18 protein-coding genes and 1 tRNA gene are annotated in these 20,456 nt (G+C 30.8%); 4 read left to right on the top strand and 15 right to left on the bottom strand.

What is annotated here, in order from left to right:
• Positions 1 to 2: 2 nt before the first annotated feature.
• The 8 genes from murG to mraY all read right to left on the bottom strand — a co-directional run bounded on the left by murG (position 3) and on the right by mraY (position 9,311).
• Positions 3 to 1,091 carry an undecaprenyldiphospho-muramoylpentapeptide beta-N-acetylglucosaminyltransferase gene (gene murG / locus BN1865_RS17785; RefSeq protein WP_050638584.1) on the bottom strand — a complete coding sequence of 363 codons (1,089 nt, stop codon included), beginning with the start codon at positions 1,089 to 1,091 and terminating at the stop codon, positions 3 to 5.
• A gap of 21 nt (positions 1,092 to 1,112) precedes the next feature.
• Complete coding sequence (ftsW, locus tag BN1865_RS17780) at positions 1,113 to 2,198, bottom strand: putative lipid II flippase FtsW (protein ID WP_050638583.1); 1,086 nt, start codon at positions 2,196 to 2,198, stop codon at positions 1,113 to 1,115.
• Between the two features lie 107 nt (positions 2,199 to 2,305).
• Positions 2,306 to 4,369, bottom strand: coding sequence for an ABC transporter permease (locus BN1865_RS17775; RefSeq protein ID WP_050638582.1), 2,064 nt, complete (start codon positions 4,367 to 4,369; stop codon positions 2,306 to 2,308).
• A 1-nt stretch (position 4,370) separates the two neighbouring features.
• Positions 4,371 to 5,123, bottom strand: coding sequence for an ABC transporter ATP-binding protein (locus tag BN1865_RS17770; RefSeq protein ID WP_050638581.1), 753 nt, complete (start codon positions 5,121 to 5,123; stop codon positions 4,371 to 4,373).
• A 90-nt stretch (positions 5,124 to 5,213) separates the two neighbouring features.
• A complete protein-coding gene (locus BN1865_RS17765) occupies positions 5,214 to 6,233 on the bottom strand; it encodes a sensor histidine kinase (RefSeq protein ID WP_050638632.1) in 1,020 nt (339 codons plus the stop codon).
• Positions 6,233 to 6,895 carry a response regulator transcription factor gene (locus BN1865_RS17760; RefSeq protein WP_050638580.1) on the bottom strand — a complete coding sequence of 221 codons (663 nt, stop codon included), beginning with the start codon at positions 6,893 to 6,895 and terminating at the stop codon, positions 6,233 to 6,235. Before BN1865_RS17760 ends, BN1865_RS17765 begins: the two co-directional genes overlap by 1 nt.
• An 87-nt stretch (positions 6,896 to 6,982) precedes the next feature.
• Positions 6,983 to 8,326, bottom strand: a complete 1,344-nt coding sequence (gene murD, locus BN1865_RS17755; RefSeq protein ID WP_050638579.1) for a UDP-N-acetylmuramoyl-L-alanine--D-glutamate ligase — start codon at positions 8,324 to 8,326, stop codon at positions 6,983 to 6,985.
• 1 nt (position 8,327) lies between these two features.
• The gene (mraY, locus tag BN1865_RS17750; RefSeq protein WP_050638578.1) at positions 8,328 to 9,311 is read right to left on the bottom strand and encodes a phospho-N-acetylmuramoyl-pentapeptide-transferase; all 984 of its coding nucleotides are present in this window, start codon (positions 9,309 to 9,311) and stop codon (positions 8,328 to 8,330) included.
• 186 nt (positions 9,312 to 9,497) lie between these two features.
• Here mraY and BN1865_RS17745 point away from each other — a divergent pair, with 186 nt between their 5' ends.
• Positions 9,498 to 10,964: a DUF1846 domain-containing protein gene (locus BN1865_RS17745; RefSeq protein ID WP_050638577.1), complete on the top strand. Its 1,467-nt coding sequence runs from the start codon at positions 9,498 to 9,500 to the stop codon at positions 10,962 to 10,964.
• Positions 10,965 to 10,988: 24 nt separating this feature from the next.
• On the opposite strand, the gene BN1865_RS17740 is transcribed toward BN1865_RS17745, so the two are convergent.
• The gene (locus tag BN1865_RS17740) at positions 10,989 to 11,375 is read right to left on the bottom strand and encodes a DUF3783 domain-containing protein (protein WP_050638576.1); all 387 of its coding nucleotides are present in this window, start codon (positions 11,373 to 11,375) and stop codon (positions 10,989 to 10,991) included.
• Between the two features lie 12 nt (positions 11,376 to 11,387).
• Positions 11,388 to 12,848 carry an LCP family protein gene (locus BN1865_RS17735; RefSeq protein WP_050638575.1) on the bottom strand — a complete coding sequence of 487 codons (1,461 nt, stop codon included), beginning with the start codon at positions 12,846 to 12,848 and terminating at the stop codon, positions 11,388 to 11,390.
• A 149-nt stretch (positions 12,849 to 12,997) separates the two neighbouring features.
• On the opposite strand from BN1865_RS17735, the gene BN1865_RS17730 reads away from it, so the two are divergent.
• Positions 12,998 to 14,179 carry an Mbeg1-like protein gene (locus BN1865_RS17730; RefSeq protein ID WP_050638574.1) on the top strand — a complete coding sequence of 394 codons (1,182 nt, stop codon included), beginning with the start codon at positions 12,998 to 13,000 and terminating at the stop codon, positions 14,177 to 14,179.
• 152 nt (positions 14,180 to 14,331) lie between these two features.
• Here BN1865_RS17730 and BN1865_RS17725 read toward each other — a convergent pair whose 3' ends face one another.
• The 5 genes from BN1865_RS17725 to BN1865_RS17705 form a co-directional block, all read right to left on the bottom strand.
• The gene (locus BN1865_RS17725) at positions 14,332 to 15,087 is read right to left on the bottom strand and encodes an alpha/beta hydrolase (RefSeq protein ID WP_050638573.1); all 756 of its coding nucleotides are present in this window, start codon (positions 15,085 to 15,087) and stop codon (positions 14,332 to 14,334) included.
• Between the two features lie 55 nt (positions 15,088 to 15,142).
• Positions 15,143 to 15,979, bottom strand: a complete 837-nt coding sequence (locus tag BN1865_RS17720; protein WP_050638572.1) for an IS1096 element passenger TnpR family protein — start codon at positions 15,977 to 15,979, stop codon at positions 15,143 to 15,145.
• 295 nt (positions 15,980 to 16,274) lie between these two features.
• Positions 16,275 to 16,359, bottom strand: a tRNA-Leu gene (locus tag BN1865_RS17715).
• A gap of 107 nt (positions 16,360 to 16,466) precedes the next feature.
• Complete coding sequence (locus tag BN1865_RS17710; RefSeq protein ID WP_050638571.1) at positions 16,467 to 17,936, bottom strand: glycoside hydrolase family 1 protein; 1,470 nt, start codon at positions 17,934 to 17,936, stop codon at positions 16,467 to 16,469.
• A gap of 68 nt (positions 17,937 to 18,004) precedes the next feature.
• On the bottom strand, positions 18,005 to 18,550 hold the full coding sequence (locus BN1865_RS17705; RefSeq protein ID WP_050638570.1) for a DNA-3-methyladenine glycosylase I: 546 nt from the start codon (positions 18,548 to 18,550) through the stop codon (positions 18,005 to 18,007).
• 82 nt (positions 18,551 to 18,632) lie between these two features.
• Between BN1865_RS17705 and BN1865_RS17700 the strand changes: the two genes are divergently transcribed.
• Together BN1865_RS17700 and BN1865_RS17695 are read left to right on the top strand one after the other, a co-directional pair.
• Positions 18,633 to 19,955 carry an RsmF rRNA methyltransferase first C-terminal domain-containing protein gene (locus tag BN1865_RS17700; protein ID WP_050638569.1) on the top strand — a complete coding sequence of 441 codons (1,323 nt, stop codon included), beginning with the start codon at positions 18,633 to 18,635 and terminating at the stop codon, positions 19,953 to 19,955.
• On the top strand, positions 19,952 to 20,398 hold the full coding sequence (locus BN1865_RS17695; RefSeq protein WP_050638568.1) for an HD domain-containing protein: 447 nt from the start codon (positions 19,952 to 19,954) through the stop codon (positions 20,396 to 20,398). Before BN1865_RS17700 ends, BN1865_RS17695 begins: the two co-directional genes overlap by 4 nt.
• Positions 20,399 to 20,456 lie beyond the last annotated feature (58 nt).

Raw genomic sequence — 20,456 nt, 5'->3', positions numbered from 1 at the left:
ATCTATTTCCTTTCTAATGTCTTTAACATTTCCTGATATATATCTTCACAAGCTTGAGGTTTCCCTAATGCCTGTGCATTTGTTCTTAACGCTTTTAAAACATCTTCATGATTCAATAAATATCTGATTTCTTTAACAAAAGTGGCAGCATCCAAATCTTTTTCTAAAATCCAGCGAGCCGCATTAGCATCAACCAATTCCTTTGCATTATACTCTTGATGATTTGCCACAACATAAGGACTTGGAATAATTAAAGATGCTGCTCCTAAAGCTGTAATTTCTGCTAGAGTCGTTGCTCCTGCTCGAGAAACAATCAAATCACAACTAGCAATTAAACTTGGCATATCTTCAATATAACTAACCAAATGAATTGAATCACTTAAATCACTTAATTCTTCTTTCATTTCATCATAATAATTTTTACCAGTTACATAAACAACATCAAATGCATCATGTTGAATTTCTCTTAACGCTTCCTTCATGACACGATTGACTGATGATGAACCTAAACTTCCCATGACAATCACAACTGTTTTTCGTTTTATAGGGATATGATAGATATCATGAATATCTAAAAGACGCTGATGTGAAACAACACTTGCACGTGGATTTCCCAATAAAACAGTTTTTTCATGAGGAAATTCATTATACGCCTTTTGATAACAACATACAATCTTATCTACTTTTTTTATTAAAATTTTATTTGTGAGACCAATAATTGAATTTTGTTCATGGATTATTGTTGGAATTTTCATTTTAGCAGCTGCTAAAACAATTGAAGCACTTGGATAACCACCAAATCCAACAACAATATCTGGTTTAAATTCTTTCAAAATTTGTTTAGATTTCGATAATGATTTCATAAATATCATTGCATTTTTCATTTTTTGAATAGGATTTCCTACCAATCCTTTCACATGCAATCCACGATATGCATATCCCATTTGAGGAACAATTTGTGATTCTAAACGATCAGTTGTACCAACAAACAAAAATTCAGCATCTTTTTCCTTTGTCTTTATATGTTCAACAAGTGCCAAAGCAGGATATAAATGTCCGCCTGTTCCACCTGCACTTACGATTACTTTCATTTTATCAACTCCTATACATCATTATAGCACACAATTTGCTGATTTCGAAATATTAATTAAAATTCCAATACTCATTAATGTAATTGTTAAACTGGTTCCACCATACGACATTAATGGTAATGTCACACCAGTCACTGGAAATAATCCTACAACAACACCTAAATTAATTAGAGTTTGAATGCCAATCATTCCTACAATACCAACCATCAGTAAAGTTCCAAACATATCTTTGACATTCTGACTCACTTGTAAAATCGTCTTAAATAGCCATAGATAAAGTCCAATCAGAATAATTCCTCCTAAAAAGCCAAATTCTTCAGCAACAATTGCAAAAATAAAATCAGTTTGTGGTTCGGGTAAATAAAAATGTTTTTGAATACTCTGATCAAATCCTACACCCAATAATCCTCCTGGACCAATCGCATACAGTGCCTGAATAGCCTGAAAGCCACTACCAAGTGGATCCTGAAAAGGATCAAGAAAAGATAAAATACGTTCCATTCGATAAGGTGCAGATAAAATCATAATAACAATTCCCACTACTCCTAAACAACCTAAAGAAATAAAATATATAAAAGGAAAAGGTGAAACAATTAACATCACCACAATACTGCATGCCATGACGATTCCACTTCCAAAATCAGGTTGTAACATAATGAGCAAAAACCCTAATCCCATTACCAATAACAAGCGTAAACTATAACGTAGTTTCTTCATATGATAATAATTTTTTTCAATATAAACCGCAGCAAAAATAATCATTCCTATCTTAAATAACTCACTCGGCTGCAAGGCAAAAACACCAAAATTAAACCAACTGCGGCTGCCACCTCTGACAACTCCTAAACCAGGAATCAAAACCAAAATCATCAAAAGAAAACATCCGCCAATAATTGGCTTATAATACTTTTTATAAAGATGATAATCAATTCGGGATGTGACATACATTGCAATGACACCAATACAAGCAAAAATAGCTTGACGTTTAATATAATATAATGAATCATCATATTTATAGAGTGCCCAAACATGCGATGAGCTATAAACACTTATCAATCCAAAAACAACAATTATTAAAGTTAAGACTGTAATCCTTTTTGTTTTCATGGCAACTCCTCCATCATTTTATTTATATGATTAATAACAACAAAAAAGAAGATATCTTCATATCTTCTCAAAATTTCATCATTTTCATAACAAACAAAATGATAGTCTTATTTATCTTTAATCATCTGACGACTTGTCAGATATGTTAATAACATATATCCTCCATAAATCACGATAATAAAGATTGTTGTCATTGCAATCGAAGGAAGTAAATTTTCTTCACCAAATGACTGCAGGAAGAATTTACAGAATTCAATTCCAAAAAGTGAATGAATGATTGCTAAAATCAATGGGGCCATAAAGAATAAGAATATCTGCATAAATAAAGCCTTATTTAACATTCCTTCATCTGTCCCAATTTTTCTTAACATCATATATCTTTCCTTATTATCAGCACTTTCACTTAATTCTTTCAATGCCAAAATAGCTGCACTAGATATCAAGAAAATCACACCAATATAGATTCCAATAAATGTAACCATTGTTCCTATACCAATACTGCTTTCATAAACACTGATTTTCGTTATTTCATCTAAATTTGTCAATCCTTTTGCATAAGGATGTTGATTTAAAGACAAGACTTTGTTTTCAATTGCTTGTCTTGTCACTTCATCATTAGCTCGATAATTTGCAATCAAAATATTTTCTTCTCTCATTGTTTCATTAACAGCTTGATCATTCACAACAATAATGCCACCATTACTTCGATTTGCACCAGGTACTAAAAAACCATCTTGACATTCATTAATTGCTGGAGAATATGTTTTTCCTAACAATTTAATTTGTGTCCCTCTTTTTAACGCTTCATTTCTCAAAGGAATCATCCCACTAAAATTAGCAACCATAATGTATTCATTATCTTGCAGTTGAAGTGTGGGTTTTCCATAACTTTTAGCAATTTTGTTATAATCACTTAAACGCATAATCGCTTCTGCCGAGTCTAATCTTAAATAAGGCATTTGTGAATGGACTTCAGAAGCATAATCTCCCAAAGTATCTTTAAAAGTCAAATCATTGGTTGCATAAACATTCACACTCACAACATCTTTTAAATTCTCATCAACAGAAAAATCTAACTTTTCTAAAGTTTCAGAAATAGGGATATGAGAATCATTGATATCAACTTGACTATAAGGTTTACCATTTGTTTTATTGCCTTTAAGATCCCAATTTTTTTCAATATATATATCAACAGGTGATAATTCATGTAAATTTGCTGTTGTTGCATTTTTTAAAGAAATACCAGTTGAAAGAACACAAATAGTAACAAACAACATTAAACAAATCATTCCCATTGAAAATACAGTCGTATTCATTTGACTGCTAAATTGTCTTAATGTAAAAGTATTTAAACCTTTATAATAAGTTTTCTTATGAGCCATAAAAAGTTTTAAAACAAAACCTGAAACAGACCAAAAAATCATAAATGTTGAAACAATCCCAAGTCCAATAGGAATAAAAATCTTATCTGCTGTATCAAGTTTCGTAACACCTGCAGTCACTAAATAATAAGCATATCCTAACATTGTTACACCTATTAAAAAGATGGCGCTACATAACCACATGTTTTTCATTTTCACATTTTCATTTTTACGATGTGCTAATAATAAATCAATTAATTCTTGTTTACCAATAAAGAAAACATTAAAAATCATAACAACTAAATAAATCACACCAAAATACAACATTGTCTTTAACGTTGCTGAAGTTGAGAAAACAAATTCAAAACGTGTCATATCTGCTTCAAACATACTTGCAACAAAGATACTCATCAATTGTGACAGAGCAATCCCAATCACCAAGCCAATTGCTAGAGAAATGATGCCAATCAAGAATGTTTCACATAAAAGAATTGTTGAGATTTGACGTTTCCCCATTCCTAAAGTCATATATATACCAAATTCTTTATTTCTACGTTTCATTAAGAAACGACTTGCATAAACAATCAAAAAGCCAAGAATAAAAGAAACAAGGACACTGACTCCAGAAAGAATATTAACCATAAGACTAATCAATTCACGTGTTGAAGATGAAACATCCATCATCACTGTTTGACTTTCAATTGAATTAAATAAATAGAAGATAGCAACTCCTAAAATAAGCGTCATAAAATAAATAGTATAGTCTTTAAAACTACGTTGAATATTTCTTAAAGAGAGTTTCAATAACATATTAATCCCCTCCAAGTAATGTCACAACATCAATAATAGCATCAAAGAACTGTTTACGCTCTTGATTTCCTCTTCTGAGTTCATTAAAGATAGATCCATCTTTAATAAAGACAACACGTGTTGCATAACTTGCACTAAAAGCATCATGTGTGACCATTAAAATCGTTGTCTGTAATTGTTCATTTAATTTTTTAAGACTTGCTAATAACATTTGTGAAGATTGTGAATCAAGTGCTCCTGTTGGTTCATCTGCTAAAATCAGTTTTGGATCTGTAATTAATGCTCTTGCTGAAGCAACACGTTGCTTTTGTCCACCACTCATTTGATAAGGATATTTATCCAAAACATCACTTATATTCAAAGTTTCTGCCATAGCATGAACACGCTTTTGAATCTCTTTGACTGGGATTTTTTGAATAGATAAAGCCAGTGCAATATTTTCATAAGCAGTAAGCGTATCTAATAAATTAAAATCCTGAAATATAAAACCTAACTCTTCTCTTCTAAAACGATTTAAATGATTTCCTTTTAGATGAGTAATATCTGTCTTTCCTACATATATATGTCCAGCTGTGACTTTATCAATGGTTGAAACACAGTTCAATAAAGTTGTCTTTCCTGAGCCACTTGCTCCCATAATTGCTAAAAATTCGCCCTTATCTACATTTAATGAAAGATGACTTAAGGCTTTTGTTAAATTAGATTTGTTTCCATAATATTTATCTATATTTTCAATTCTTAAAATAGGTTCCATTAGACCTTCCTCCTTTGTCATCCTCATTATCTATCATTTTGTTCATTTTAACCATCGATTCATATAACATAACCTTACAGATTTGTCATCTTATTTCACAACATCATAATAGTGATCTTTATGAAAGACAATCATCACTTTTGTATATTCATTTTGAACAGATTCAATCGCAATATGATGACCTAAACGCTGACACATCCGTTGACAAATATAGAGACCCATACCCGTTGATTTTTTAAGAATTCTGCCATTATAACCTGTAAAACTCTTTTCAAATACACGTGGTAAATCCTGGTCACAAATTCCTATTCCATTATCTAGAATTGTTAAAATGACTTGATCATTATCCTCTAATGCAAATATTTCTATAGTTGCTTCATTTTGATTTTGACTATATTGAAAACTATTATTAATAATTTGATTAATGATGAATTCTAACCATTTTGAATCTGTTAAAACTGTTTTATCTAAATCATGTAAATTCAATTTTAATTGATGATAAATAAAATAATCTTTATTTTTCATAATTACATTTTTAACAATCTTAGATAAAGAAGAACTTTTGATCAAATAATCCTTTTGACTATTTTCACAACGTACATAATAGAGCACTTGATCAACCTGGTTTTCTAATTTACGGACTTGTTCTAAGATTTGTGGACTCACATCACTTTTATGATTATGAACAGTTAGTGTTAAATGAGATAATGGTATTTTGACTTCATGAATCCACATTTCTACATAATCCTTAAAATCATTGACTTGAATATCTAATTCATTAATTCTTTCTAACATAGATTTATTAATCTCATAGAGTGATTGATAAAGGATTTGACCAGTTAAAAAATCTGGTTCTCTTAACAATTCACATATCAAATATTTTTTATCTAACTGTTCTAATTGTTTTTGATAAAAACGATAAAAAGAAATTTGTCTTTGATAATCATAAACAATGATTATCATCATAAAGAAAATAATCACCAGTATAACTGATAAAATAAGTGCACGATTCAACTGAAAAGCCATCATCATAGACCATATCAGCAACAACATAATCAGCATCATCAAGCCATGAATACTTTTATCTTTTAGATATGCTTTTAATGTCATCATATTAGTATATACCCTAATCCCTTTCTTGTTTCAATTGCATCCCGATATCCAAATGCTCCTAGTTTATGCCTTAAACGACTGATATTAACAGTTAACGTATTATCATCAACGAACTCCTCACTATCCCATAAATCCATCATAAGTTCTTCTCGACTTACGATCTTGCCCTGATTTGTCATTAAATATTTTAAAATCAGCATCTCATTCTTGGTTAAAATAAGTGACTCATCATGATATTTTAAAACACCTCTTTCTGGTATCAATAATAAATCATGATATGTTAATGAATTGAATGAATGATTCACTCTTCTTAAAACCGCTTCAATTCTGAGTAATAATAAAGTTGGATTATAGGGTTTACTAATATAATCATCAGCCCCAAAACTCATACTTAAAACTTCATCTGTTTCATTATTTCGACTGGTTACCATAATCACAGGAACTTGACTCTCTTTTCTTAATTCTCTTAATAATATTTCACCATTCATATAAGGAATACCAATATCTAATAATATCAAATCAGGATGAGCATTTAAAATAGTTTGCTTGGCATTAAGAAAATCTTCTAAGACAATCCCGTTATAGCCAGCATTTTCTAGCAATAGTTTTAACTCTTGACATAGTTCCTGATCATCTTCTACAATGACTATTTTCTTCATATGTATCACCTCTTTCTCTATTATACATGATTTTCATTGACTTTTGACTTACAAAAATGTAAGCAAAAAGAAAGCTCTTCAGCTTTCTTATTTCAAATCATTCACAATCTGTTTAAAAATATTCCCTCTTTCTTCATAACCACTAAATTCATCATATGAACTGGTTGATGGAGAAAGCAAGACAATATCACCATCTTGAGCTAATTCTTTGGCTTTAATAATAGCATCTTTCATATGCTCAACAATTTCAGTATGTGCACATTTCATTTCTTCAGCAAATCTTTTACCAGCATCACCAAAACAAATCAAATGAGAAATATGATCTTGATAAGTTGACATTTCCGTCAAATCCAACCCTTTTTCATGACCACCCATTAATAAGATAACAGGTTTTTCAAAGGCTTTTAATGCGATGATTGCTGCATCCGTATTAGTCGCCTTTGAATCATTATAATATTTTACACCCTGATATTCTCTTACAAATTCAATTCGATGCTCAACCCCAGTAAATGAGGCCAATGTATCATGAATACAAGGAATATCAACACCTGATAAAAGACATGAACAAATGGCAATCATCATATTTTGAAGATTATGTCGACCAACAATTTTAATTTCATCTAAATCAATAATATGCTCTCCCTGATAATAAATTGCATTCTCTTTAAGCATACAATCTGCTTCTTGCTCTAATGAAAAAGAAATCTTTTGTGCTGGACATGGATAGCGAGATAAATATTCCTGTAAGATTGGATCATCTTTATTTTCTAAATAATAATCATCAGAATTTTGATTCATATAAATACGTGTTTTAGAAGCATAATATTCATCTAACGATGCCATATAGTCCAAATGATCTGGTGTTAAATTGATAATTGTGGAAATATGAGGATGAAATGTTGCAATATCTAATAATTGAAAATTAGACATTTCTAAAACGATATCAAAACCACTTTGATTACATAAATCATTTTCTAAAACACATTTTGATAATGGAATACCTACATTACCAGCTAGACAAACACGACGAGTGGCATTCTTTAAAATTTCATTTATTAAAGTCACTGTTGTGGTTTTCCCATTTGTTCCGGTAATTGCAATATAATTCTGAGATTTTGAAACCTGATATGCTAATTCAATTTCGGTATAAACTGGAATACCTCTTTCTTTTAACCTTAAAACAAATGGTTTATGATAATTAATTCCAGGATTTTTAACAACAAAATCAAAATCTCTTTCAAATAATTCAGCAGGATGTCCACCAACAACCATTTCAATACCACGAGCAACATACTCATCATAACAAGCTATTTTATCCTGCGTCGCAAATTCATTAACTGTAATTGTCGCATGCATAGCCATAAGTAACTCTACAGCTGCCTGTCCACTTTTGGCTAATCCTAAGACCAAAACTTTTTTTCCTTTTAGCATTTTACATAACTCCCAACACAATACTGATAATGCCACAAATAAAACCTAAAAACCAAAATGAAATGACAACCTGTTGTTCACTCCATCCTAACATTTCAAAATGATGATGAATAGGAGCCATTTTAAAAACTCTTTTTCCTCTTGTTTTAAAAGAAACAACCTGGATAATAACTGATAATGTTTCCATTAAGAAAACACCACCAATTAAAATAAATAATAATTCCTGATTTGTTAATACAGCTAATGCTGCTAACATTCCTCCTAATGCAAGAGAACCAGTATCCCCCATAAAAATACGTGCTGGATGATAATTGAAATACATAAATCCAAGTAAAGCCCCAACAATAATCATAGCATAAATAGCAATTTCATAGTTTTTATTCATAATTGCAAAAATAACAAAAACAGATGTTGCAATCATCGAAAGTCCTGTCGCTAAACCATCTAATCCATCTGTAAGATTGACAGCATTACTACCAGAAGTAAACATGAAATAAACTAAAACTGGATAAAACCATCCTAAATCTACATTTATATGTAATAAAGGAATAGAAATTGCTGTATCAAAATCAGGAATAAAATATTTTGCTAAAATATAAAATGCAATCGCAACAACTGATTGTAAGGCATATTTATATAATGGCTTTAATCCATCATTTGTCTTTCTGACAACAATTAAATAATCATCTAAAAAACCGATCAATCCAAATCCCACAAATGCAAATGTCATTAAATGAACATAAGGATTTTGTAAAAATGAAAAATTCAATACATAGACAACCAAAACAGAACATAAAATGAAGACAATCCCCCCCATTGTTGGTGTTCCACCTTTTGCCTTGTGTGACTCTAGTCCTTCTTCTCTTTCTACCTGACCAAACTTTAACTTTTTTAAATATTGAATAGACTTAGGCATGGCAACCATGACAAGTACAAACGCTACAATAAAATTTAGTACTATTCTCAAAAATATCATCGTAAACATAATTAGACTCCTTTATACATATTCTATCTTTTACAATATACCACATTTCTTTTTCAATAACAACTCACCAAAAACTGAAATGCAAGATTTTTGACAATAAACAATATTTCTTATTTTGACAAAATCTTATTATTTTCTTTATCTTCAATCCAATTTCTATATAATGAAATCTAGGAGTGAAAGAGAATGAAAAAGGCATTTAGTAATGAATTATATGTAGAATTACAATCAAAACATATTCAAGAAAGAATTGACCAATTCGATAATAAATTATACTTAGAATTTGGTGGTAAGCTTTTTGATGATAATCATGCGTCACGTGTTTTGCCTGGCTTTGAACCAGACAGTAAACTAAAGATGTTGCTTACCTTAAAAGATAAAGTAGAAGTCATTATCGCTGTTTGTGCAAAAGATTTAGAGCGTCATAAAGTGAGACGAGATTTAGGAATTTCATATGATGATGAAGTGTTACGATTAATTGGTGAATACAACCGTGTTGGTTTATATGTTGGTAGTGTCACAATTACTCAATATCAGCATCAAAATGCTGCTGATACATTTAAGAAAAAAATTGAAAACAGTGGGATAAAAGTTTTTATGCAATATCCTATTGAAGGTTATCCTCATGATGTTGATCATATCATTTCATCTGAGGGATTTGGAAAAAATGATTATATCACAACTTCTAAACCTTTGGTTGTTGTGACTGCTCCAGGACCTGGTTCAGGAAAAATGGCAACTTGCTTATCTCAATTATATCATGAACACCTTCATGGTATTCATGCTGGTTATGCAAAGTTTGAAACTTTCCCAGTTTGGAATTTACCATTAAAGCATCCTGTCAATTTAGCCTATGAAGCAGCAACAATTGATTTAAATGATGTGAATATGATTGACCCATTCCATCTAGAAAAATATAACGAAACAACTGTCAATTATAATCGTGATATCGAGATTTTCCCAGTTTTAAATGCTATGTTTAAAAAAATATTTGGTGAATCACCTTATGCTTCACCAACTGATATGGGTGTCAACATGGCTGGTTATGCAATTATTGATGATGAAGCCGCTAAAGATGCAAGTTGTCGAGAAATTGTCAGACGTTATTATCATGCGCAAGTTGATTTTCTAATGGGTAAAATCAACAACAAATCATTAGAAAAAATGCAAATGTTATTATCACAGGCAAATGTTGATGCGAAAAATCGTAAATGTGCAATTGTGGCTAAAGAAGTTGCCAAAATCAGGCAAGTTCCTGCTTGTGCTATTGAATTAAATGATGGACAACTGATTAGTGGAAAAACATCTTCATTATTACGTTCTTCTAGTGCGGCATTATTGAATGCCTTGAAATATCTAGCTGGCATTCATCAGGAAATTGAATTAATTTCTCCTGCTATGCTGCAATCTATTCTTTCATTAAAGAATGATTATTTGAATATTAAAAATCCGCTATTAGATATTGATGAAGTTTTATTAACACTTACAATTGCTTCATCAACTGAACCTAATGCAAAAAAATGTTTAGAGGTTTTACCATTGTTAAAAGATTGCGAAATACATTCAACTGTTATTCTTAGCAATAAAGATATGGCAACCCTCAGAAATCTACAAATGAATTTAACTTGTGATCCTAAGTATGCAACTGCTTAGGATTTTTTTAGCAAAAAAGTAGAACTAATCAGTTCTACTCATTTGTGACATCTGCCAATATTCATTTTGAACACTTTTATATAATTGAATAAAAGTATAGTTCATATTATGTTTTGTTAACATTGCTTTATAGGGAATTTTAGGAATATCATTCATCTGGAATAATTGTAAAAGAATATCCAATTGCTGATCACTCATACCAGCAAAGAAGATAAATTCCTGATTCATATCTTCTGGTTTATCTTGAGGTTTTGAAGCTGGATAACCCTCTATTGATAAAAGATATCCCATCGTTTCATGAATTTGAGAATCATCAATGATTTGAATATCAATATGTAATTGTTTAGCAATGTCTTCTATCTTTTCTAAAATAGATTGGGGCATATGGTATAATAATAGCGTTTCTTTCATAATATCTCCTTTTTACTGATTTAAATCTCCAGCATCCGTCTGGATTTTTTGATTTGCCATTAAAGCATCTATATATTCTGTAGCTTGTTTGATAGATGCTGGGGATGGCTGAACAACTGAAGCACTAATACCTCCCATTGAATAACAAGGCAATGTATTAGGAACCCCAGATATTTGATATGACTGAATATCCCAAGAAGGCATATCTGATAACTGCATTTGAACCAATGCGTTGATTTCATGACTAGAAAAATTTGTTTCAACACTTTGACTTACAGTATCTAAAACAGCTGAAAAAGATGTTAAGATAGCTGGTGAACAAACCTTTTTAACAATGGCTGAAATCATACGCTGCTGATTACGTCCACGTGCAAAATCACCATCTACAAAAGATTTTCTTTCTCTTACAAATGATAACGCCTGTTTTGCATTCAGCTTATTTTCTCCTTCTTTAATTTCATATTTACCAATTTTAGTTGTAAAAGCAACTGGTGAATTAACAGTAATTCCTCCTAATGCATCAACAATTTTAATAAAAGAAGTAAAATTCATACGGGCATAATAGTTAATATCTTCTTTGACGATATCTTGTAAAGTATTGACACTTTCTTGCAATCCATAAATACCGGCATGGGTAAATTTATCATATTGACCATTCATATGCAAAGGATAATATGTATCACGAGGAATACTAATTAAAAGAATTTGATGATTTTTTGGATTCACACCAACTAGCATATTCACATCACTACGTGAAACAGCAGATAAATCACCATATTCATCATTACCACTAATAAATACCAAAAATGGTTTCTCAGTAACATCTACATTTTTTGCACTGACAGCCTTTTCATCCTTTTTCACCTGATAGATGACACGTGTTTCATCATTAAAAGCATCATGTGTTTGTTCTACCAAACTTCTAAACGCTTCATCTAAAATAATCGCATCAACTTTTTGATCATAAAGAGCGCCTACCAATTTAGTAAAATCTTTATAATCACTTAACTGAATATCTCCAATATCTTTTTTCAATTGATCAATTGTATAAGTCATTGTTTGTGCATCTATTGAAGAAATATAACCTGTTTGATGTTTAGGCAATTGCTCAACATTTTTAATAGCAGAATCTTTTAAAACAATCACAGAAATTGCTCTTGTTTGAAATTTACTTTCTGTCATTAAATCAACAATTTGTCTTGTTTTATAAATATAAAAAGCCCCTACAACCATGACACAACTTAACAAAACACTCATTATTTGCGTTATTAATGATCTTTTACTTCGTGGCTTTTTATAAAATATAAAAAAATATTCTCCAACCAACAATAAAATCAATACAATACTTACAATAATTAAATATTTTACTGGTATAAGTTGGACCGTATAAGCCACACTCAATAATACCAATAAAGAAACCAATTGAATACTAAAAACAATTCTTTTTAAATATTTATTATCAAACGCTTTCATTTTTTCACTTCCTCTTTTGTAAGAGTATCACATTTTATATATTTTGGCAAATTATCTCTTTTTTAGACACCAAATATCTTATTTTTAGTTATTTGATTTTTATTCAAAAATCATGTAGAATAGGTTTCATTATGAAAGGAAGGGTGCTTATGAAAAACACAATTTACGATTATGTAGATTTACGTGGTGATCTTTCTCCAATTGATTTTCCATACAATGAAGTAGATGCACTGATTTTTAGTGAATTCGCTTATGTCAATTTAGATGGTTTAATTGATTTGGATTTTGAAAAGTCATATACTTTAAAAGAAGTCTATGAACTTTATGTTCATAGAAATAAATCATTAGATGAAATGCAACTCTCTTCCATTCTTATTGAAAGTCATTATCTTTTTGAAAAGATGGCACATTCTCTTCGTTATCAAAACATTCGTATTCTTAGTTATATTAATGATATTGATAAAGAACTGATTAAACAATTTTCAGCAATGACTTTGCAGCTTGAGGATCAAAGATTAGTGATTGCCTATCGTGGTACAGATGATACTCTCGTTGGATGGCATGAAGATTTTTTAATGCTATGTGAAAATGTTGTTCCAGCACAAATATCTTCTGCTGAATATCTGCACTATATTTCACAGTATCAAAATAACACTTCATTGATTGAATCATTAAAAAATAGACATCTTGATTCATCTTTATTTCAAAGAATAAAAAAACATTTTCAATACAAAAAGAATTGTCCATTATGGTTAGTAGGTCATTCTAAAGGTGGAAATCTTGCTATGTATGCTGCCTGTTTTACGCACAATGATACAAAAAAGCGAATCATTAAAGTTGATAATTTTGATGGGCCAGGATTTCAGGATGAAATTATGGTCTCATCACAATATAAAGACATGTTACCACGTATTCATAGCTATATACCTCACTATTCTTTTTTTGGCATTGTCCTCGGTCACGAAGAACAATATACTGTTGTTCATAGTCATTATACTGGCATGTTACAGCACAACGGCTTTTCATGGGAAGTGGCACCACAGCATTTTGTTGATGATGAATTATCTTTTGAAAGTGTACAATTTGCAATCAAAGTCATTCTTTTCTTAGAAAAATTAACCAATGAAGAAAAACATCAATTTGTAGAAGCCATGTTTGGACTCTTTGATTCATTAGATCTTTATACCTTTACTGATTTATCACACATTTCTTATAAACATATATTAAATGCTATCAAAGAATTAACGTTACTTGATTCCAAAACACGTAAAATGCTGATTGAAGTTCTACATATGTTATGGCTTGAAGCTAAAAAAACAAAAACTGAATAATATATCATTATCTATAAGAGAGTGAAAATATGAGTGATTAAAGACGCCAAGTCTTTAGTCACTTTTTTGATATCATGCAAAAAAGGTTATCAACAAAACCAGTCAACCAGTCTTGTTAATAACCTCTTAGACGTAAAAACTTTTTTATACTTTTATTTCCATAAATAATCCATGAAAATAGGAATCTGTTTCTCCCAAGTTGCTTCATTGTGTTTTCCATTAATGATAAGATGAGGATATGTTTGAGCACCTCTTAATACAAGTTGGTGAGACATTTCAAGATTCTGTGAAGTGGCATAGGCAAGTCCACGTTTATGACGTGATTCTTCACTTCCCCAATCCATGTAAATCTTGGTATCAGATTGCAGATTGGCTTGATTTAATTCATCCTGCAATTCATGAAAACAAAATCCAATTGCTGATGATAAACAGGCCGCCTTAGAAAAAATATCATTATGCTTGATAACTGTATATAAAGCCATCAGACCACCCATTGAACTGCCTCCTATCATTGTACATTCACGAAATGGAATTGTTCGATAATGAGTATCTATATATGGTTTTAATTCATCAACAACCCATTGCATAAACGGCTTACCTTGTCCTTGAATCTTACCAAAGTAGGCATTTTCAACTTCATAGGGACAATATTCATCTAAACGTTTTTGTCCTTCATGATTACACTCCATGCCTACAACAATAAAAGGTTTATCATAGTTATTTAAAAACGTCTCCATTCCCCATGATTTTCCATATGTTGCATCTTGGTCACGAAACAAATTATGACCATCATACATATAAATCACTGGATATCTTTCATCACTTTCTTCATAATTATCTGGCAAATACAAATGAATTGTTCGAGATAATTGAAAAGGTGTTATCAAAACTTCAAATTTATAAATCATACTTAACCTCCTATGATTAAGTATACAACTTAAAGCCTACTCTAAGTCAAGTTTTTTATATTTCCATTTCTTCTGGCATTTCATAAGCCATCTTTAAATATTCAAAATCATCAATTAACATTTCATTATATGTATCAATATCAAACTCTTCAAATATAAAATCTTCATCTGATAAACCATACTCATCAATTGTCTTTAAAAATTCCTTACGATTCATATAATACAAATCTAACAAACGATGTGCATCTTCCCAAATACCATAACCGTTTCCATCAATAATTTCCAAATCTTCAAAAGATTGTAACTGATCATGTTCTTCAATATCAATAATATCAATATGAAAGAAATAATCATCACCAAAATCATACCATAATTCAAATTGATCACCTTTTTCAAGCTCTAATTCAGGAATTGTTACATCTGCTGCATATTCCTCAATAAAGTCCTCATCACATGCATCACACCCATAACGCACACCATCGATTTTCAAAGTAAACAAATGACTCCCATCAGCATTCATAGAAGCCAAAATAAGATAAGCTAAATCAGCCAATATAATGCCATAAGGCACTTTCATAACACGATAAATTTGTTTTTCTAATCCCACTAATTCTATTTTTAATAACATACTTTTTTTCATATTTGGTAATTTTTGAATAATAAAGTCAAAATTTTGAATTAATGCACTTTCAAAAAAATCATCATCAATAATCCCTTGAGACATACATAAAGTCAGTGATGCTATAATTGATTTTTTAATCATTCCCTCAACTTCCTGATCATCCATTTCCTCACGAAACTGATGAATCCATTTTTGAATATTCACTGACGGACTCTTTAAAATATCCTTATAGACCTCATCAATACAATTTACAACACGTTCTAATATCATATACGTTACCTCCTAACTCCATTCTACTATAAAACGATATATTTCCTAAGAAGTTTATACTTTTATAGCAAAAAAAAGACGAATATAAGAATTTTTGCGTATCAGTTCTTATCTGTTTTTGTCTAAATTTGTAAAACATTATCTATCTATAGGATAACATTTTTCAACAAATTTAATTGATTATTGATGAAAATCACCTTTATTCTCATGAATAATGCATAAATAGTTTATAAAGAATATTGAAACCAAAAACAAAAAAAGACCTTCTCATAAAGAAAGTCTTTCATATAAGTATTGGTGCCCGAGGTCGGACTCGAACCGACATGACGCGAGTCGCAGCATTTTGAGTGCTGTGCGTATACCAATTTCGCCACTCGGGCAATGCGAACTGCTCAATTATTATATTATATATTTTTATAAAATGCAATAGAAATTATGATTAATTTATATGGAAAACCAATCCCCATAAGAGATTGGTTTTTAATGATTAATCTAAATCTTCACCATGACTAGCAATGACTTTTTTATACCAGTAAAATGAATCTTTTTTACTTCTTGAAAAATCTCCTGTTCCATCATCATGTCTATCAACATAGATAAAACCATAACGTTTTGCATATTGTCCAGTTCCCGCAGAAACTAAATCAATAGGACCCCAAGTTGTATAACCAATTAAAGGTACACCATCTTCAATCGCTTCACTCATAGCCTGAATATGTCCTCTGAAATAATCAATACGGTAATCATCATGAATAGATCCATCTGCTTCTACCTTATCAAATGCACCAAAACCATTTTCGACAATCATTAATGGTGTTTTTGGATAACGATCATGTAAAACGTTTAAAGTATATCTTAATCCATCAGGATCGATTTGCCAACCCCAATCAGAGGCTTTTAAGTAAGGATTCTTTGCTCCTACAGACATATTTCCCTGTGTCTTTTCAGCATTTTCATCAACAGTTACACAGTTAGACATGTAATAAGAGAATGTATAGAAGTCCACTGTTCCCTCTTTTAAAATCTGTTTATCCTCTTTTGTAATAAACGAAGTATCAATTCCATGTTCTTTAAAATATCTAAACATAAAACTTGGATATTCTCCACGTACCTGAACATCACCACAGAAATTGTTTTTAAAGTTTTCTTCATCAAAAGCAGCCATAATATCCTTTGGATTTGGTGTTAAAGGATAAAGTGTTGTATGAGCAATCATGTTTCCAATCATAAAATCAGGATTAATCGCATGTCCTGCTTTCACAGTTAAAGCACTTGCGACAAATTCATTATGTAAAGCCATAAATGTTATTTGATCATTAGATTTTAATTCATTTAATGGAATACGATGATCTGCATTGACATCATCTTTATCCATTATTCCTAATCCATAAAGATTACCAATACCACCTTCCCCCATACAAGGAATATTAATTTCATTAAATGTTAACCAATATTTTACTTTGTCTTTATAACGTTCAAAACAAGTTGTTGCATATTTAACAAATAAATCAATAACGCGACGATCAGAAAAACCATTATATTTTGTCACAATATTCCATGGAATTTCATAATGACATAAAGTCACTAATGGTTCCATTCCATATTTATGACATTCATCAAAAACTTTGTCATAAAATGCTAAACCAGCTTCATTTGGCTCGTCATCATCACCATTAGGGAAGATACGTCCCCAGTTAATAGAAAGTCTAAAAACATTCCATCCCATCTCAGCAAACATAGCAATATCTTCTTTGTAATGATGATAAAAATCAATGGCTTCATGACTTGGATAGAAAGCATTTAGATCCGTTTTTGGTAAGAAAGTTCTTGGTGTATGAACATCTCCACCCAATAACATATCAGGAACTGATAATCCTTTTCCATCCTCTAAATAGGCACCTTCACATTGATTGGCAGCAACTGCACCACCCCATAAAAAATCTTTTGGAAAACTCATTTCTTTATTACCTCCTTTAATTTCTTAGATACTTATATTATACAATATTCATTTTTAAAAAGGAATCGTCAATATAAGTCACAATCAATTTCATGATCATTATAAATACCAATTGCCTGTAAATAACTATAAATAATAGTTGGTCCAACAAATTTAAACCCTCTCTTCTTTAAATCCTTAGAAATCAATTGTGAAAGTTCATCAAAAGCTGGTACCTCTGATGAAGAATGATAATGGTGTTTAATTGGTTTAAAATTAACGTATGACCAAATATAATGATCAAAACTCTTAAATTCATCTTGTACTTTTATAAATGCCTGCGCATTTGTTATAATGGCTTTCATTTTGAGTTTGTTTTTAATCAATAAAGGTGTTTGCATTAATTCCTGATATTTGTCTTCATTGTACTTTGCAATCTTTTCATATTCAAAATGATCAAGCGCTTGTTCATAAGCCTTTTCTTTTTTTAAAACAATATCCCAACTTAATCCAGCTTGTAACCCTTCTAATATTAACATTCGATAGAGCATCACCTCATCATGTTGAGGCTGACCCCAAATATGATCATGATATTCTCTTAATTCATCATTGTATGCCCATGCACATCTTTTCATTTTCATCACCAAATTCAGTATATCATAGATTCTTTGTTTACACATCTCATTTTGATTTGTATAATGATAAAAGGTGATAAGAATGAATAAATTATTTCAAGAACAAATGCAAGATTTATTAAAAGATGAATATGATGATTTTATGCAGGCATTAGAAAAACCACCAGTTAAGGGTTTTTATCTTAATCCAGCTAAAAAAAATGGATTAAAATATTTAAAGCAACAATATATTCATCCTCATGTTGTTGTAAAAGATGGTTATTATTTTGATTATGAAAGCTATCCATTAGGAAAATCGCCTTTTTTTTCATGTGGACTTTATTATATTCAAGAACCAAGCGCAATGCTTGTTTCACACTTTTTAGATATTCAGCCAGATGATTATATTTTAGATATGTGTGGGGCTCCTGGTGGAAAAACCTGTGCAGTCGCAAGTCGTTTATCCTCTCAGGGGCTAATGATTACGAATGATATTGTTTTATTGCGTGCTAAGATCCTTTCTGAGAATGTTGAAAGATTTGGACTTAAAAATACTATTGTTACAAATTGTGATCCTTTACAGATGACTCAAGGATTAGTAGGTTTTTTTGATAAGATTATTTTAGATGCCCCTTGCAGTGGTGAAGGGATGTTTCGAAAAAGCGACGCAGCTATTGATACATGGTCAATGGAAAAAGTGCATGAATGTGCTTATATTCAACGTCAATTGATTGATGCAGCAATGACTTTATTAAAACCAGGTGGACAACTGATTTATTCAACATGTACATACAATACGATTGAAAATGAACAACAGATCCAGTATTTATTAGACCACCATGATTGCTCTCTCATACCGCTTGATAAGAGTCATGGCATACTGCCAGGTGTTCATATGCCAGAGGCTGTGCGTCTATATCCTCATCATTACCAAGGCGAAGGACATTTTATTGCTCTTATTCAAAAACACGGAGAAGCCAAACCGGTTAAAATCAAAGCTCTCAAACCGATGATTTCAAAACAAAATCAGCAACTCGTTAATGACTTTTTCAAACAATATCTTTCTATCAAAACACCCCCTTATCTCTATGACAACAACAATCATATTTATGCAATTATGCCACAATTTCCTGAACTGAAAGGATTACGTGTTTTAAGAAATGGTCTCTATCTAGGTGAATGTAAAAAGAATCGTTTTGAACCGAGTTTAGCCTTAGCAAGAACTTTACACAAAGAGGATGTTAAACAATCTTATACATATCATGAATTTGATAAAGAAATTCTAGACTATCTTCATGGTGAATCGATTCCCGGTAGCAATCAATCGGGCTATGGTGTTTTATTTGTTGAAGATTATCCACTTTCTTTTTACAAAGAAAGCAATCATCAGGCTAAAAATTTATATCCAAAGGGGTTAAGACGATGAATCGATATGAGAATTTAAAAGATATTTTTTATCAAACTATTGAAGAGAAAACACATGGTATTTATAAACAAAGAGCTTATTTTCACAGTCTTGCTGTTTCTTCATTATGCCAAAAACTTGCCTTAGAAAGAGGATTGAATATTGAATTGGCTGCAATTATCGGCTTATTTCATGACTATGCTCAATTTATTCATCATTCTTCATTTGAACATGCAAAAAGAAGCAGTGAAATGTTAACTTCTTTATTAAATGAATTCAATGATTCAGAAAAACAAATCATTTTAAATGCGATTGCTTTACACAGTCATAAAGAACATATTGATGATGAGTATAGTGAACTGTTAAAAGATGCAGATGTTTTAGCCCAATATCTCAATGAACCTGATATCATTTTGAAAACAGCTTCACAAATGCGTTTAAAAAGACTTCTTCAGCAAGGTTAATTCCTTGCTTTTTTAATTATACAAAAAAACGATATAGCAAACTATACCGTTTCAAATA

The organism is Candidatus Stoquefichus sp. SB1, assembly GCF_001244545.1.
Taxonomy (GTDB): domain Bacteria; phylum Bacillota_I; class Bacilli_A; order Erysipelotrichales; family Coprobacillaceae; genus Stoquefichus.
Note: the sequence above shows the minus strand (reverse complement) of the source record. Positions and strands in the feature narration are given on the sequence as shown.